The 16,701-nt window shown below is 61.3% G+C and carries 11 protein-coding genes; all 11 read right to left on the bottom strand.

The window, feature by feature from the left end; genetic code table 11:
• Positions 1-48 precede the first annotated feature (48 nt).
• The 11 genes from infB to OX459_RS20270 all read right to left on the bottom strand — a co-directional run bounded on the left by infB (position 49) and on the right by OX459_RS20270 (position 16,625).
• Positions 49-2,907 (bottom strand): translation initiation factor IF-2, encoded by a 2,859-nt coding sequence (gene infB, locus OX459_RS20220; RefSeq protein ID WP_099665291.1) that lies wholly within the window; start codon positions 2,905-2,907, stop codon positions 49-51.
• Between the two features lie 46 nt (positions 2,908-2,953).
• Complete coding sequence (gene nusA, locus OX459_RS20225; RefSeq protein ID WP_077400312.1) at positions 2,954-4,519, bottom strand: transcription termination factor NusA; 1,566 nt, start codon at positions 4,517-4,519, stop codon at positions 2,954-2,956.
• On the bottom strand, positions 4,516-5,004 hold the full coding sequence (gene rimP / locus OX459_RS20230; RefSeq protein ID WP_035828693.1) for a ribosome maturation factor RimP: 489 nt from the start codon (positions 5,002-5,004) through the stop codon (positions 4,516-4,518). The genes nusA and rimP overlap by 4 nt, the downstream gene beginning before the upstream one ends.
• A 344-nt stretch (positions 5,005-5,348) precedes the next feature.
• The gene (gene rluB / locus OX459_RS20235; protein WP_289906333.1) at positions 5,349-7,415 is read right to left on the bottom strand and encodes a 23S rRNA pseudouridine(2605) synthase RluB; all 2,067 of its coding nucleotides are present in this window, start codon (positions 7,413-7,415) and stop codon (positions 5,349-5,351) included.
• Positions 7,408-8,202 (bottom strand): SMC-Scp complex subunit ScpB, encoded by a 795-nt coding sequence (gene scpB / locus OX459_RS20240; protein WP_077400306.1) that lies wholly within the window; start codon positions 8,200-8,202, stop codon positions 7,408-7,410. Before scpB ends, rluB begins: the two co-directional genes overlap by 8 nt.
• 398 nt (positions 8,203-8,600) lie before the next feature.
• Positions 8,601-9,620 carry a glucokinase gene (locus OX459_RS20245; protein ID WP_077400303.1) on the bottom strand — a complete coding sequence of 340 codons (1,020 nt, stop codon included), beginning with the start codon at positions 9,618-9,620 and terminating at the stop codon, positions 8,601-8,603.
• Between the two features lie 389 nt (positions 9,621-10,009).
• Complete coding sequence (locus OX459_RS20250) at positions 10,010-10,972, bottom strand: VTT domain-containing protein (protein ID WP_251349817.1); 963 nt, start codon at positions 10,970-10,972, stop codon at positions 10,010-10,012.
• Positions 10,973-10,999: 27 nt separating this feature from the next.
• A complete protein-coding gene (locus tag OX459_RS20255) occupies positions 11,000-12,691 on the bottom strand; it encodes an ABC transporter ATP-binding protein (RefSeq protein ID WP_289906334.1) in 1,692 nt (563 codons plus the stop codon).
• A gap of 9 nt (positions 12,692-12,700) precedes the next feature.
• The gene (locus tag OX459_RS20260; RefSeq protein ID WP_289906335.1) at positions 12,701-13,810 is read right to left on the bottom strand and encodes an ABC transporter permease; all 1,110 of its coding nucleotides are present in this window, start codon (positions 13,808-13,810) and stop codon (positions 12,701-12,703) included.
• Between the two features lie 9 nt (positions 13,811-13,819).
• On the bottom strand, positions 13,820-14,758 hold the full coding sequence (locus OX459_RS20265; protein WP_034782513.1) for an ABC transporter permease: 939 nt from the start codon (positions 14,756-14,758) through the stop codon (positions 13,820-13,822).
• A gap of 28 nt (positions 14,759-14,786) precedes the next feature.
• On the bottom strand, positions 14,787-16,625 hold the full coding sequence (locus tag OX459_RS20270; RefSeq protein WP_081345921.1) for an ABC transporter substrate-binding protein: 1,839 nt from the start codon (positions 16,623-16,625) through the stop codon (positions 14,787-14,789).
• Positions 16,626-16,701 lie beyond the last annotated feature (76 nt).

Raw genomic sequence — 16,701 nt, forward strand, 5'->3', positions numbered from 1 at the left:
CCACGTGTTTGCGCGGACAAAGATATGTCCGCGCCATTACTGCTGTGATTACAGGGTACGAGCGATTTCCTGGACTTCGAACACTTCCAGCGTGTCGCCAACCTGAATGTCGTTGTAGTTCTTCAGCGACAGGCCGCACTCCAGACCGGCGCGAACTTCTTTCGCATCGTCCTTGAAGCGTTTCAGGGAGTCGATCTCGCCGCTCCACACCACGATGTTGTTGCGCAACAGGCGGACGGAAGAAGCACGCTTGACCACGCCATCGGTGACCAGGCAACCGGCAATCGCGCCCACTTTCGAGACCAGGATAACCTGGCGGATCTCGACCTGGCCGATGACCGTTTCGCGTTTCTCTGGTGCCAACATGCCCGACAACGCCGATTTGATCTCGTCGATCGCATCGTAAATGATGTTGTAGTAGCGAATGTCCACGCCATTCGACTCGGCCAGCTTGCGTGCCTGGGCATCAGCACGGGCGTTGAAGCCGATGATGACCGCTTTCGAGGCGACTGCCAGGTTGACGTCCGATTCCGTGATGCCGCCGACGGCAGCATGGACCACTTGTACGCGCACTTCGGAGGTCGACAGCTTCTGCAGCGAACCGACCAGCGCTTCTTGCGAACCTTGCACGTCGGTTTTGATGATCAGTGGCAAGTTTTTCACTTCGCCTTCGGCCATCTGGTCGAACATGTTTTCCAGTTTCGCAGCTTGCTGTTTCGCCAGTTTCACGTCGCGGAACTTACCTTGACGGAACAGACCGATTTCACGCGCCTTGCGCTCGTCAGCCATGACGACGACTTCTTCACCGGCAACCGGCACTTCCGTCAGGCCCTGGATTTCGACCGGAATCGAAGGACCCGCTTCAGCGATGGCTTTGCCGTTCTCGTCCAGCATGGCGCGAACACGACCATACGAAGAGCCAGCCAGGATCACGTCGCCGCGGCGCAAGGTACCGGACTGCACCAGGATCGTCGCGACAGGACCACGGCCCTTGTCAAGACGCGCCTCGACTACCAGGCCGCGCGCTGGCGCTTCGACCGGTGCCGTCAGTTCCAGCACTTCGGCTTGCAACAGCACTTGTTCCAGCAGGTCGTCGATACCTTGACCCGTTTTGGCCGAAACCGGCACGAATGGCGATTCGCCACCGTATTCTTCCGGCACGACTTGTTCGGCGACCAGTTCCTGCGTCACGCGGTCAACGTTGCCGCCTGGTTTGTCGACCTTGTTGATCGCCACCACCAGCGGTACGCCGGCTGCTTTCGCATGGGCAATCGCTTCTTTCGTTTGCGGCATCACGCCATCGTCGGCGGCAACCACCAGAATGACGATGTCGGTTGCCTTGGCGCCACGGGCACGCATTGCGGTAAACGCTTCGTGACCCGGGGTGTCGAGGAAGGTGATCATGCCGCGTGGCGTATCGACGTGGTAAGCGCCGATATGCTGCGTAATGCCGCCCGCTTCGCCGGAAGCAACCTTGGCGCGACGAATATAGTCCAGCAGCGAGGTCTTGCCGTGGTCGACGTGACCCATGACGGTGACCACCGGTGCGCGCGGCTTGGTTTCGAAGTGCGCGTGTTCGCCCACGTCGGCCAGCAGCGCTTCCGGATCGTCCAGTTCGGCGGCAAACGCCTTGTGGCCCATTTCTTCCACCAGAATCATGGCGGTTTCCTGGTCCAGCACCTGGTTGATCGTGCACATCTGGCCCAATTTCATCAAATGCTTGATGACTTCGGATGCCTTGACGGACATTTTGTGCGCCAGTTCGGCCACGGTGATCGTTTCCGGTACGTGCACGTCCTTGACGACGGCTTCCGTAGGCGCCTGGAAGTTCGATTCACGGTCGTCATGGTGCGTCGGGCGACGGCCCTTCGCGCCACCGCGCCAGCTGTCACGGCCGCCTGGACCGCTGTTGCCGCGTGGTTTAGGACCACCGGTGGTGCCGCGTTTTTTCGCGTCATCGGACCAGGTGGACGACACATTCGCCGACTTGATGGATTTCTTGTCTGCAACAGCAGGCTTCTTGTCGCCCGGCTTGTCGCCAGGTTTCTTGTCAGCAGGCTTGTGCAGCGTGCCTTCCGGCGCCTTCGGTTTGACCGGTACCGGTGCAGGCTCAGGAGCCTTGATGGCGCGGCGTGGCGCGTTCATCATGGCCTTGATCTGGGCGACTTCGTCGGCTACGGCCTTGCGTGCACGCTCGGTGGCTTCCGCTTTGTCAGCGGCTTCCTTGGCGGCAACAGCAGCGGCGGCGGCTTTCTTCTTCGCTTCTTCAGCGGCAGCAGCTTTTTTCGCTTCGGCGGCGGCGTCGTCAACGACAGGCGCAGCGGCGCTGGCGGCAGGCGCGGCGGCAGCCTTGGCGGCCGCTTTCTTCGCTTCCGCTTCAGCTTCTTTCTTCGCAGCCAATTCAGCCTGTTGCGTGGCTTTCGCCTGGGCTTCTTTTTCCGCGTCGAGCTTGGCCAGACGTTCTTGCTTTTCGCGCAGATCGGCTTCCTGGCGGGCGATCAGTTCAGCCTGTTTACGGGCTTCTTCTTCACGGCGCGCCACGTCGGCGGGATCGATCACCGGCGCGGCAGGCGCGACCGGTTCAGCTGCGACCGGCGCAGCTTCGTCACGCTGGACGAAAGTGCGTTTCTTGCGCACTTCCACCTGGATGGTGCGCGATTTGCCGGTGGCATCAGCTTGCTTGATTTCAGTCGTTTCCTTGCGGGTCACGGTGATTTTCTTCTTTTCTGTGTCAGCCGCTGCGCCGTGTGTGCGGCGCAGATGATCCAAAAGCTTGTCCTTATCATCTTTCGACAATGGATCTGACGTCGAACTTTTCTCGACGCCGGCAGAACGCAGCTGCGTCAGCAGCAAATCTGCAGGCATCTTCAGTTCGGTGGCAAATTGGGCTACGTTGTTACTCGCCATTCAGTCCTCTTTTCTATGTGTCGCGGAGATGATAAAGATACTCAAATTAAGCCTTTGCGGATTCGGCCAGACTCCATGCCTTGGCTTGCAACGCCTTGGCACGATCGTCGTATTTCGAGTCAACCAACTTCATCTCATCGTCGGTCACATCTTTAAATTCACTTGTAATCAGTTCACGCGCACGGTCCGCAGACAAGGCCAGGATTGCGCCAAATTCGTCGTATGCCAGTGCTGCAAATGCTTCAACGGTCTTGATACCAGCCAGACCCAGCTTGCCGGCGGTAATGCGGTCCATGCCTTCCAGACCGACCAACGCCTCGTCCATGCCTTCCAGACCCTCTTCCGAAGCAATCGCTTCGGTCACGAGCGCATCACGCGCACGGGTACGGAGTTCATTGACGGTATCTTCGTCAAACGATTCGATTTCCAGCATTTCGGAAATTGGCACGTAAGCGATTTCTTCCAGACTGGCGAAACCTTCTTCCACCAGAATATCGGCCACTTCCTGGTCGACATCGAGCTTTTCCATGAACAGGATGCGCACGGCAGCCGTTTCCTGGGCAGCTTTGTCAGCCGATTCTTCGGCCGTCATGATGTTGATCTTCCAGCCGGTCAGGTCCGAGGCCAGGCGCACGTTCTGGCCGGAACGGCCGATCGCGATTGCCAGGTTTTCTTCGTCCACGACGACATCCATCGCGTGTTTTTCTTCATCGACCATGATCGACGACACGTTCGCCGGCGCCAGGGCGCCGATGACGAACTGCGCCGGATCTTCCGACCACAGCACGATGTCGACACGTTCGCCGCCGAGTTCGCCGGTCACAGCCTGCACGCGCGAACCGCGCATGCCGACGCAAGTACCGATCGGGTCGATGCGCTTGTCGGCCGTGTAGACGGCGATCTTGGCGCGGACGCCGGCATCGCGGGCTGCGGATTTGATTTCCAGCATGCCTTGCTCGATTTCCGGCACTTCCAGTTCAAACAGCTTCATGATGAAGTCTGGCGCGGTACGCGACAAAATCACTTGCGGGCCGCGCATATTGCGGTCGATGCGCAAGATGAAAGCACGCACGCGGTCGCCGATACGCAGATTCTCTTTCGGGATCATCTGGTCGCGTGGCAGACGCGCTTCGATCTTGCCCGATTCGACGATGGCGTCGCCGCGTTCCATGCGCTTGATGGTGCCGGTGACGAGCGAGTCGCCGCGTTCCAGGAAGTCGACCAGGATCTGTTCGCGCTCGGCGTCACGCACGCGCTGCAGGACGACCTGTTTGGTATCCTGGGCGAAACGGCGGCCGAATTCGACGGATTCGATCGGTTCTTCGATGTGATCATCGACTTCGATATCCGGAATCTGTTCTTTTGCCTCGAAATGCAGGATCTCCTGATCCGGCAATTGCAGGCCCGCTTCATCGGGCACCACGTGCCAGCGGCGGAACGATTCGAATTCGCCCGTTTCGCGGTCGATCGAAACGCGGATGTCTACCTCACCCTCATACCGTTTCTTCGTGGCTTGCGCCAACGCGAATTCGAGGGCGCCGAAGACGACATCTTTATCGACGTTTTTTTCGCGCGCCAGCGCGTCAACCAATAATAAAACTTCGCGGCTCATGCTTTGCGTCCCTTAAAAACCACCTGCGGCACCAAGCGTGCCTTATCCACATCCGCGAGCGTAAACTCCAACATCGCCGGACCATCCTTACCTTCAAATTCCAACGACAATTTATCGCCCACGGGTTCTTGCAAGATCCCCTGGAACGATTTCCGGTTGTTCGTACCCGGCATCGCCACCATCAGCTTGACGATGATTTCCTGACCTGCGAAACGGACAAAGTCTTCCAGCTTGCGCACCGGACGATCCAGACCCGGAGAAGAAATCTCGAGGCGTTCGTAAGGAACGTTCTCTACCGTCAACACATGCGATAACTGGTGACTCACCGTGGCACAGTCTTCGACCGTGATCGGACCTTTTTCAGCGGCATCGGCGGCGCTGAAATCAATAAAGACGCGCAGCAGTCCGCGCTCGGCACGTTCGACATCAACGAGCTCATAGCCCAGACCTGTAACTGTCTTTTCAATTAATCCCAACTGCTGCAAGAAATTCTCCAGAAATAAGGCCCGTTTTCGGCATGACAGCGCCACATCGGGCGCCTACAACATGCAAAAACACGCATTCAAGTCATATATGGCCCCTTGCGGAGCCATTACAAACGGTTCAACAAAAAAAAAATGGGCATCTGCCCATCTTCTTGTATTTCCCCAACCAGATGAAAGCACTCCCCACCAAACAACCCTGCGGAGAACTTTTATTAGGCTGCAGATTATAACCTCTTATTAACTTCGCCGCAATGCCGCACACGCGGAGCGGCCCGGCTTACAACAGTTACAAGAGCGCGCACCCGCGGCAGATCGGCGGACGCGCAAGAAGAAACTCTTCCCGATTAACCTTTGCTGCGGCGGCGCGGCATGCCATCCATGCCGCCACGATCCATGCCGCCACGCGGCTGACCACCGGAACGTTGCCCACCGGCACCACCACCCGTATTGCGGCGCGGACCCGTGTTGGCGAAGCCGAAGGCCGTTTGCAGCGGATCGGGCTGGCGCGGACCGCGCTGCGGCGCGCGGCCTTCGCCACCCGGACGGCCTTGACCCTGGCCTGCCGCACGCGGCGGACGACCCTGGCCTTGCGGCGCGCCTTCGAACGATGCCGACGAGCGGGGCTGACCACCCTGGAACGGACCTTGCGGCTGGCCACGGCCAGGACCACGCGCGTCGCCTGGACGGCCGGCGCCGCCTGGGCGACCCTGGCCTTGCGGACGGGCAAACTGGCCTTGCGGCTGGCCACGGCGCGGCGCGACCGGGAAAGGATCGGCGTTGCGGTTGCTCACATCGATGCGGTTGCCATTCGGCTCGTCATCGCGGCTGGCCTTGCGCGCTTCACGGCCCTTGGCGGCGCCAGCGGCGCGGGGGTCGCCCGATGCCGGCATTTTCTTTTCGATGCCGTAGGCCGTCAGCAGGTCGCGCACGGTGTTTTCATCCATCTCTTCCCAGCGGCCGCGCTTCAGGCCGCTCGGCAGGGTCATGGCGCCGTAGCGGGTACGGATCAGGCGCGAAACGGTCAGGCCGATGGCTTCGAACATGCGGCGCACTTCGCGGTTACGGCCTTCGCCGATCACCACGCGGTACCACTTGTTGATGCCTTCGCCGCCGCCATCGGCGATCTTCGAGAACTGCGCCAGACCGTCTTCCAGCTCGACGCCGGCCAGCAGCTTCTGGCGCATGCCCTCTTCCAGCTCGCCCAGGGTACGCACGGCGTACTCGCGGTCGATACCGTAGCGCGGGTGCATCAGGCGGTTGGCCAGGTCACCGGAGGTGGTAAACAGCAGCAAGCCTTCCGTATTGAAGTCGAGGCGGCCAACGGCCAGCCACTTGCCGGCTTTCATGGTCGGCAAGCGGTCGAATACGGATGGACGGCCGTCCGGGTCATTATGGCTGACGATTTCGCCGGCCGGCTTGTGGTAGACCAATACGCGTGGCGGCTTCTTGCTGACGCGGCGCTGGATCAACTTGCCATTGATGCGCACGTGATCGCTCGGCAGGATGCGCTGGCCGATGTGGGCTGGCTCGCCATTGACGGATACGCGGCCCGAAATGATCAAGTCTTCCATGTCGCGGCGCGAACCGAGACCGGCTTCGGCCAGCACCTTGTGCAGCTTCGGCGCATCGTCGTCGGACGTCAGATCGCGGCGCACGACGGCTTTCTGTACGCGGCCCGTGCCGCCTTCTTCGCTGTCGAACGCGTCGGAGGTAACGAACGAGAAGACAGCATCAGCGTCGCTGAGCTTGCCCGGCGCAGCCTGGCGGCCCTTGCCCTTCTTGCGGCTCTTGCCGGCATTCTTGCCGGCGCCCGGCACGTCGTTGCGCGGACCGCGCGGCAGGCGCGGGCCGGACACGAGGTTGCCTTCGGCATCGAACACATCGGCGACAGGCGCGGCAGCTTGCTCGGCGGCAGGTGCGGCTTCGGCTGCCTGCGGCGCTTCGGCGCGCGGCGGCTGGCGCAGCGCACGCTCCGCCTGCACGCCACGCATCTGGCGCGGACCGCGCGTCGGACGCGCTTCGGCCGGCTTGTCGGCGACGGCTTCCGGCGCCGTTTCAGCGACGGCGGCAGCGGCCTTGGCGGCGGCGCGGGCGCGCGGCGGACGCGGCGCCGGGGCGGCAACCGCCTCGGCAGCCGCTTCGGCGGCGTCGGCCACGGCCTTCAGGGCCGGCTTGGCGCGGGTTTTCTTGGCGGCCGGCGCCGCTTCAGTTTCAGCAGCGGCGACGACGACGGGCGCATCGGCAGCCACGTCGGCTTTCGTGCGGCGCTTCGGCTTGGCGGCGGCGGTGTCGCCTGCAGCGGCGGCAGCGGCCGTATCGGCTTCGATCTGGGCCTTGGTGCGGCGCTTGGGCTTGGCAACGATGGCTTCGTCGCTGGCGGTTACTGTCTCGGGTGTGTTCGGATTATTCATTCTTCGTTTCTTGGCTGTGCTGACCTGGCGCAGCGTCAACCGTTAGTTCTGGCGCAGGGTCGTGAGTGTAGGCTTCGTCCGTGGGCGAAGCATCGGGGCCGGCATCAAGGCTTGCTGTCACATCTACATCTGTCACAGCCGTATTGCTACCTGCACCAAGCTGGGGGACAAGCTCATTGCTTGCCTTGTCAAAATTCTCTTGCAGGGCCGCTTCCAGGGCTTCCAGCCCATTGCCCTGCATTTCACTGATTTGCTGCAACGGCGGCAGCTGGGACAGCGAATGCAAACCCAGGTCATCCAAAAACTGCTTGGTGGTGGCCAGCAAGGCCGGCCGTCCCACCACATCGCGGTAACCGATGGCATCGACCCAGCCACGGTCTTCCAGCATCTTGATCGTCTGCGAATTGACGGCAACGCCGCGAATCTCCTCGATATCGCCGCGCGTCACCGGCTGGCGGTAGGCGATGATGGCCAGGGTTTCCAGGGTCGCCCGCGAATACTTGGGCGGCCGCTCGGGCGTCAAACGGTCCAGATACATCTTCATTTCCGGGCGGCTTTGAAAGCGCCAGCCCGAAGCGAGACTGACGATCTCGATGCCGCGCCCTTCCCACTCATCGCGCAACTCTTCCAGCAATTGCTTGATCGTGTCGGCACCGACGCCGACGCCACGCACGCGACCATTCTCGTCCGCATCGACGAACAGCTTCTTCAAGCTGTGGATCGTCAGCGATTCACGAGCGCACAGCAACGCGGTTTCGAGGACTTTTTTAGCCTCAATTGTATTCATAGCAATTCTGTGCGGATGTGTGTTGCAATTCGTATGCAGAGAAAGAAATCAAAAACGTTCATTTCAACGTAACAGAGGGCAGACATCGATGATGACGCCGTGCTGGGTTACTAGTTGAGGCTGTTTTTCCGACGCCTTGGCCGATGCGCGCAAAGCGGGACTAAAGCGGATGCAGTGAAAGTCCTGCCATCCATGGTGCTGGCCTTAAATAACCAGCAATGAAACGAACTCCGGAGCAGCTGCTTTTCCCGTGGCGACGATGCAGCCAGACGGGAAAGCGACAGTCGTCGTTTCATCCAACGATGCCAATTGTACCTGATAAAAAGCGGAAAAGCGCAAAACCGGGTAAAACACGCGTTTTACCCGGCTCTGGCGCGACATCCCGCCCGCTGCCCGCATCACAGGGAGGCGAGTTTCTCCGAGAGAATGGCCGATGCGCCCAGGAAAGCTGGGTACTGCGCCGTGATGACGAAGGTCGGCACTTGCGAGACATAATTGGCGAAGCGGCCCTTGCGCTCGAAGCGGGCGCGGAAGCCGGAGCGGTCGAACCGCGCGCCCAGGCGCGGCACGATGCCGCCGCCGATATAAATGCCGCCCAGCGCGCCCAGGGTGACGGCGACGTTGCCCGCCACGGTGCCCAGCATGCAGCAGAACGCTTCGATGACGTCGTCGCACAGCTGGGATTCGCCAGCCAGCGCGCGGCGCGTGATTTCCGCCGCCGGCAAGTCTTCCGCCGGCACGCCCGCGCGGTCGGCCAGGGCGCGGTAGATCAATTCCAGGCCATCGCCGGAAATCAGGCGCTCGGCCGAGACATGCTCGTATTCGCGCCAGGCAAATTGCAGAATGCTCACTTCCGTTTCATTGAACGGCGCGAAGCTGACGTGGCCGCCTTCGCTTTGCAGGGCGATCCAGCCGCCATGCGAAGGAATCAGGCCGGAGACGCCCAGGCCCGTGCCGGCGCCGATCAGGCCGATGGCCGTGTTCGGACGGGCCGTGCCCGCGCCCACCTGGTGCTTTTGCTCGTTGGACAGCTGCGGCAAGGCGCGCGCCAGGGCCGTGAAATCGTTGACCACGTCCAGGGTCGTGAAACCGCACTCTTCGCGCATGGCGCGGATCGAGAACGACCAGTGGTGGTTCGTCATGCTGAGGAAATCGCCGTCGACCGGATTGGCGATGGCGATCACGGCATGGCGCACGGCTTGCCCGCCGGCCGCGGCGATGTGCGGCAGGGCCAGGTAGGCTTGCAGGGCGGCGGACAGGCTCGGGTAATCGGCACAGGGCAACACTTCCACCAGGGTGATGTGGCCGGCGGCCACTTCCAGGGCGAAACGGGCATTGGTGCCGCCCACGTCGGCCAGCAGGCGCGGTCCATCGGCGAAGGCGGAAGTCGGCAGTACGGGAGAAGACGAAGCGCTCATGATTTTAAATGATGAAGTGGGACGCATGGGACGCCAAGCTTAAAGGATGAATGCGCCCGGAGGCAAGCAAAGTTTGTAGTTTAAGTACATCAAAACAAGCCTTTATTGGTAGTTCCACTCCAAATGCAACAGGCAGCGCCAAAATTGCTTAGAAACAATGATTTATAGTAAGTACTTGCACTCGCCAGGCACGCGAAAAGCATGCTGCACAGCAGCAGGAATCACCTTGAAAACAGAGTATGCCGGAGTTTGCGCAAAGCCGCTTGGGACGCGGCGGCACTGGTGCGGCGCTGCCGTCCTGGCCGGGCCGCAAAGGTGTTTTCGTATTATTACTACCGGTTTTTACTGTGGGTTTTACTGCCAGCCTGGCGTGCCGGCGGCAGCCCGGATCAGGAAGGCAAGCCTTCGCCCAGCAGGCTGGCGGGCGCCGGCTGGTCCGAGCGGTAGGCGGCATTCCAGGCATCGAGGCCGCCATGCAGGGGCTTGGCCCGGTGGAAGCCATGCTGGTGCAGCAGCTTGGCCACTTGCGCGGCCGTCACATCGTTGGGGCAGCTGCAATACACGATGATGTGGCGGTCCTTGTCCATGGCGATCATGGCGGGCACAGGTTCCTTGCCATTGAAGAACAAGGCGCCCGGCACGGCCGGTTCCAGCGCCTGCGCCGTGGCGCTGCGCGCGTCGACCATCAGCGGCTCCTCGCCCTGCTCTATGAGTTCGAGCAATTCATCGATACCGATGCGCTCGATCTGCAAGGCCTGGCGGAAACGCCGGCGTTCGAGGAATTTGTACAGCAGGAACAAGCCCAGCAAGGTGGCCAGCATCAGCAAGGCCGTGCTGCCCATGGTGCTGAGCAAGTCGAGCACCTGCTGCACGCTGGCATGGAAAATCACGCCGACGACGATGCCCGTGCCCGTCCACAGCAAGGCGCCCAGGCCCGCGTACAGGAAAAACAGGCCCGGCGGCGTGCCCAGCGCGCCCGACATGGGCGCGGCCACGGTATTGAATCCCGGCACGAACTTGGAGACGATCAGGGCTTTCGGGCCCCAGCGCTTGAATTTGTCTTCCGTCTGGCTGACGCAGTAATCGGGCGACAGCGAGATGCGGCACAGCAGCCGCAGGATGCGCTTGCCGAAATGGCGGCCCGCGCGGAACCACGTGAAGTCGCTGATCAGGCAAGCACTGAGCGCGGCGGCCAGCACCAGTCCCCCATTCATGTCGCCATCGACGGCCAGTGCCCCCGCCACCACGAGGATGGGAAAGGCGGGAATCGGCAGGCCGAGCTGCTCCACCAGCACGATGCCAAAGACAATCAGGACACCGTAATGTTCGAGCAGGTAAATGAGGTTGGGCATGGCCGCTATCTTACCGTAAAAGCGTGTTTAGATTTGCACGCCCTTCGGTATCGCGCTTAGTAACGTGCGCGTGTACGGATGCACGGGATTGCGGTACAGCTCATCCGAATCGGCCAGTTCCACCACTTGCCCCTTGTGCATCACCATCACCTGGTCGGCGATGTATTTGACGACGGACAAATCGTGCGAGATGAAGATGTACGACAATCCAAATTCATCCTGCAAATCCTGCAGCAAGTTCAATACCTGCGCTTGCACCGACACGTCCAGCGCCGACACGGATTCGTCGCACACGAGAATTTCCGGCTGCATGGTCAGGCAGCGGGCAATGGCGATGCGCTGACGTTGTCCACCGGAAAACTCGTGCGGATAGCGGTGGAAAGCCTGCTCCGGCAAGCCGACTTTATCGAGCAGCCAGTAGGCCTTGGCGATGCGTTCCTGGTCCGTCGCGCCGATCTTGTGGATGCGCATGGGCTCCAGCAGGATCTGTCCCACCGTGAAGCGCGGGTTCAGCGAGGCATATGGATTCTGGAAGATGATCTGGATGCGGCGTTTATACGGCAAATACTCCTTGTTCGGCATGGCGATCAGATCCTTGCCGTGGAACATGGCCGTGCCGCCCGTGGCCTGGTGCAGGCGCAGCAAGGTCAAGCCCACCGTCGTCTTGCCGGAACCGGACTCGCCCACCACGCCCAGCGTTTTTCCGCGTGGCAAGGTGAACGACACGTCCTTGACGGCCTGGAATTCGCGCTTTCCGAACAAGCCCTCGCGCGTATAAAAGCTTTTGCTCAGATTATTTACCACCAGCACGGGTTCGTCGCCCGGCGTGTAGCCGCGCGTGCGCTGCTTCACCTCGATGCCGGGACCCGCCTTGCCATCCATATAATCGGCGATGACGGGCAGGCGCCAAGGGCGCTCGTCCAGGGACGGACGGCAATGCAGCAGCGCTTTCGTATAACTGTCTTGCGGCGCTTCAAACACTTGCCGCACGTCCCCCGTCTCGCGCACTTCGCCGTGGCGCATGACGATCACCTGGTCGGCAATCTCTCCCACCAGGCCCAGGTCATGGGTAATGAAGAGCACGGACATCTGGTGTTTCTTTTGCAACGCCGCGATGAGGTCCATGATCTGCTTCTGGATCGTCACGTCCAGCGCCGTCGTCGGTTCATCCGCGATCAAGAGCTTCGGTTCGCAGGCGATGGCCATGGCGATCATCACGCGCTGCTGCTGGCCGCCCGACATCTGGCTCGGGTAGGCGTCGATTTTCGTGGCAGGGTCGGGTATGCCCACTTCCTCGAGCAATTCCAGGGTGCGCGCCCGCGCCTGCTTGCGGTTCATGCCCATGTGCTGGCGCAACACTTCGGCGATCTGGAAACCCACAGTAAACACGGGGTTCAGGGACGACATCGGCTCCTGGAAGATCATCGAGATATCCTTGCCGCACATGGTGCGCCGCTCGGCGATCGACAATTTGAGCAAGTCGCGCCCGCCGAAGTGGATGCTGGATCCGGGGTCGATGATGGTGTTATCCGGCGGCAACAAGCCCATCACGGCCAGGGAGCTGACGGACTTGCCGCTGCCCGATTCGCCCACCAGAGCGACGGTGCTGTTGCGCGGCACGTTGAACGAGATGCCCTTGACGGCTTCGAACGTGGTCTTCTTGTCCAGGCGGAAGGTGACGCGCAGGTCGCGCACTTCCAACAGGTTATTCTGGTCCATGAGCAACTCCTATTTCACTTTGGGGTCGAGCGCATCGCGCAAGGCATCGGTAAACAGCGAGAACGCCGTCACCAGCACGGCCATCGCCGTGGCGGCGGCTGTCAACTGCCACCATTTGCCCAGGATCAGTTCATTTTGTGCCTCGTTGAGCATGCTGCCCCACGAGACGGTGCCCACCGGCACGCCAAAGCCGAGGAAACTCAGGATCACTTCCGCCTTGATGAAGCCCACCACGAGGATGGACATTTGCACCAAGGCAACGTGGCTGACGTTCGGGAAGATGTGGGAAAACATCTTGCGCCAGTGCGAGGCGCCGATGGCGTCGGCCGCCATCACGTATTCACGCGCCTTGTGCTTGATGTATTCGGCACGGATCAAGCGGTACGGCCCCGTCCAGCCCGTCAAGCCCAGGATCAGCACGATGGTCAGCACGCCCTTTTGCTGCAAGACCGCCGCCACCGTCAAAATCATCAGGATGGAAGGAATCGACGTGAAGATGCTGTAGAACCAGTTGAAGAAGTCATCGACGATGCCGCCGAAATAGCCGGACACGGCGCCAAAGATGGTGCCCAGCACGACGGCCAGCAAGGCGGCCACCAGGCCCACGACGATCGACGTCTCGCCGCCCTTGACGGTTTTCTGCAGGATATCGTGGCCCCACTTGTCGGCGCCGAACGGCAAGGTTGCCGCCTTGTGCGTGACGAGTTTCTTGGCCTTGCCCATGCCAGCGCGCAAGGCCGTCAAGTCGTCGGCCAGCGGGTCCGTGACACCGTACATTTCCACGCCAGCCGATGGGTTGCTGCCCATCTGGGCGCGCAGTTCGGCGATATCATCGGCCAGCGGGTCGAGCACGTTGACGGGTGTGGGCGCGCTGCGCTCGTCCGTCACGGGCATGGCGCCATCGGCGGCGACGTCCTTGTCGGCGCCGACAAACGTGGGCGGCGCGTAGCTGACGGCCACTTCGTCTTCCCAGTTCGAAGCCACCAGGCCGCTGGCGGAAGCCAGCACCAGCAGGAAAAAGGCGCCGACCACGGCCAGCGATACCATTGCAATCTTGTCGCCGCGCAAACGGCGCCACGCCAGGGCCCACAGGCCGGGCGATGTATGAGGTTTCGACATCGTCTCTTTCTACTTCAGTTGTACGCGAGGATCGACCGCCTGGTACAGCAGGTCGGTGAGCAGGTTGAAGAGCATGGTGGCGGCGGCGACATACACGGTAATCGCCTTGATCACCGGAAAGTCGCTGCGCTCGACAGCCAGAATCACTTCACGCCCGATGCCGGGGATGCCAAAGAAGCGCTCGAGCAGGAAAGCGCCGATCAGCAGGGCCGGCAAGTTCGACATCACATAGGTAATGATGGGGATGCCGGCATTGCGCAGCACGTGGACCCACATGATGCGGCCTTCCTTCAAGCCCTTGGCGCGCGCCGTGCGCACGTAATCCTGGTTGGCCTCGTCCAGCACGAAGGTGCGGAACAGGCGCAGGGTGGGCGCAATCGACACGGCCAGGCCGATCAGGATGGGCAAGGTGGAATAGCGCAGCAGGTTTTCCCAGAAGCTGTCGCCCCAGCCCTGCACGGGGAACAGGCCCAGTTTGTAGGCAAAACCGTACTGGAAGACGATGATGTAGACGAGGATGGAAATCGACATGCCCACCGTGCAGGCGATCATGACGGCGCGGTCCGTCAGCGAACCGCGCACGAAAGCGATGGCCAGCGCCAGCGCCACGCCAAAGAACGTTTCCAGCACGGTCAGCGGGATCAGCACCATCATCGACGGCCCCAGGCGCGAGGTGATGATGTGCGACACGGATTCCCCCGTCGCCCAGCTCTGGCCGAAATCGAACGTGACGATCTGCTTGATGAAGATCCACAGTTGCACGTAATACGGCTGGTCGACGCCCAGCTGGCGGCGGATGTTGGCGATGCTTTCCGCACTAGACATCTTGCCGGCCAGGATGTAGGCGGGGTCGCCGCCCACCCAGTTGAACAGGATAAACACCAGCAGGACGACGCCCAGCATGGTGGGCAGCATCTGCCACAAGCGGCGCAGGATATAAGCAAACATAATGATTCCTTGTTGTTATAAGCCGCGCTTATTTTTTAGCGGAATCGGCAACAGGCGCCACTGGCGTGCCCGTGCTGTCGATATCCATGTACGCCCATTCCTGGAACAGGATCGGGTGCTTCTTGTAGCCTTGCACCGACTTTTGCGCCAGCATGTTGCGGTAGCGCGCATAGCCGATCAGGGCGCCCGCATTGACTTCCAGGCGGCGCGCCATCTTGTGGAACAGCTCGTCGCGCTCGGGGCTGGCCGGCATGGCCTGGCTGGCGGCGTACCATTTATCGTACTCGGGGTCCTGGTAGCAGCCATTGTTGTTCTGGTGCGTGTTCGGGCCATAGAACAGCTGCATGAAGTTGTCGCCGTCCGGATAATCGGCCAGCCACGGCGCCGTGCGCGTCTGCATCTTGCACTGCTTTTCCGTCTTTAAAATGTCGGAAAAGATCATGCGGTCGTTTTCCATACGGATGCCCAGCGAGTTGTAGGTCTTGCGCCACATTTCCGCCTGCAGCACGCCATTGGCTTCGTTGCGCGAAGCGTAGCGGATCAGGAGCGGCTTGCCGTCCGGTAAGGTGCGCCAGCCGTCGGCGCCCTTCTTGTAGCCGAATTTATCCAGCAATTTATTGGCCAGCACGGGATCGTATTGCAGCAGGCTCTTGTAGTGGGGATCGTAGCCGACGACACCGGGCGGTATCGGATAATCGAGGCGCTTGGCCTGGCCATTCCAGATGATGCGGATTTCTTCATCGATATTGTGCGCCATGGCAATGGCACGGCGCAGCGCGATCTTTTCCTTGCTGAAGCCGCCGAGGGTGGGGTCTTCCATGTTCCAGTAGTAATAGCTGATCTCCGGGTCCAGCAAGCGCGACAGTTGCACGCCCTTCTCAGCCAGTTCGGGACGCAGCTTGCCGTTCAGCAATGCTTTCGGCGCCAGCGGGCCGTCGAGCCAAAACACGTCCGTGCCGCCGCTCTGGAAGGACAGCCAGCGCGACTGGTCTTCGATCATCACGGAAATTTCGATGCGGTCGATGGCGGGAATGCGTTTACCCTGCATCTGGCGCACGATACGCTGGTCGTCCGGGTCGTCGCCAGCCATGAAATTCCACGTTTCCGGCAAGTGCTGCGGGTTGCGGTTGAGGACGATGCGGTTGCCGCGCGTCCATTCACCGAGCGTGTAGTAGCCGGTGCCGACGGGATTCGAGCCCACTTCGCCCTTCACGTCGCCGTACTTGTCCACCACTTCGCGCGCCACGGCGGCCGTCGGCACGTAGGCGAGGATCATGGGGAAGTTGAAATCCGTCTTGGTCAGCGTGATGCGCAAGGTGTACGGATCGAGAATTTCCAGGCCGGCCACCTTCTTGTTGAAGTCCAGCTTGTTCGCCTTGGCCGCTTCCTTGGCCAGGTCGTCCAGCCCCACTACCTTGCCTTCGAACAGCCAGCTGTGCGGCGAAGCGAGGCGCGGGTCGAACAATCGTTTCCACGAATACACGTAATCGGCCATCGTCAGTTCGCGGCGCTTGCCGCCAAACGCCGCATCGGGCGTGAACAGGATGCCTTTTTTCAGGCGGATGGTGTAGGTCTTGCCGTCGGCGGACACTTCCGGCATGGCGGCGGCCGCGCCGGGCACCACCTTGACGGGGCGCGCCAGGTAATCATAGGTGTACAGGGTGTCGAAGACGGCCTGCGTGATGTGGTTCGAATACAGGTCGCGCGCGGTAGCCGGATCGAAGCCCGTCTCGGCGGCCGGCAAGATATAGCGCAAGGTTTTGACCGGCGCGGCCGCGGCGCTGGGGGCATCGGCGGCAACGGCCGCCAGCGGCAGGGTGGCCAGGCAGGCGAGCAGCGCCACGCGCCGCATCCATGGTGACTTCATGTAATACCCTTCATCTCGATTATCTGTCGCACCGTATTGGTGCGCTTGTACTGGCTTCCCCCTGGGATACAGGATT

The organism is Janthinobacterium sp. SUN026, from assembly GCF_030397625.1.
In the GTDB taxonomy this organism is placed as follows: Bacteria; Pseudomonadota; Gammaproteobacteria; order Burkholderiales; family Burkholderiaceae_D; genus Janthinobacterium; species Janthinobacterium kumbetense.

What these genes read in the sequence shown, in the direction of transcription:
- OX459_RS20245 (WP_077400303.1), bottom strand. Translation starts at nt 9,620, where the DNA reads ATGAGCGCTTCGTCTTCTCCCGTACTGCCGACTTCCGCCTTCGCCGAT.
- OX459_RS20250 (WP_251349817.1), bottom strand. Translation starts at nt 10,972, where the DNA reads ATGCCCAACCTCATTTACCTGCTCGAACATTACGGTGTCCTGATTGTC.
- nusA (WP_077400312.1), bottom strand. Translation starts at nt 4,519, where the DNA reads ATGAGCCGCGAAGTTTTATTATTGGTTGACGCGCTGGCGCGCGAAAAA.
- scpB (WP_077400306.1), bottom strand. Translation starts at nt 8,202, where the DNA reads ATGAATACAATTGAGGCTAAAAAAGTCCTCGAAACCGCGTTGCTGTGC.
- OX459_RS20255 (WP_289906334.1), bottom strand. Translation starts at nt 12,691, where the DNA reads ATGGACCAGAATAACCTGTTGGAAGTGCGCGACCTGCGCGTCACCTTC.
- OX459_RS20265 (WP_034782513.1), bottom strand. Translation starts at nt 14,758, where the DNA reads ATGTTTGCTTATATCCTGCGCCGCTTGTGGCAGATGCTGCCCACCATG.
- OX459_RS20260 (WP_289906335.1), bottom strand. Translation starts at nt 13,810, where the DNA reads ATGTCGAAACCTCATACATCGCCCGGCCTGTGGGCCCTGGCGTGGCGC.
- infB (WP_099665291.1), bottom strand. Translation starts at nt 2,907, where the DNA reads ATGGCGAGTAACAACGTAGCCCAATTTGCCACCGAACTGAAGATGCCT.
- rluB (WP_289906333.1), bottom strand. Translation starts at nt 7,415, where the DNA reads ATGAATAATCCGAACACACCCGAGACAGTAACCGCCAGCGACGAAGCC.
- OX459_RS20270 (WP_081345921.1), bottom strand. Translation starts at nt 16,625, where the DNA reads ATGAAGTCACCATGGATGCGGCGCGTGGCGCTGCTCGCCTGCCTGGCC.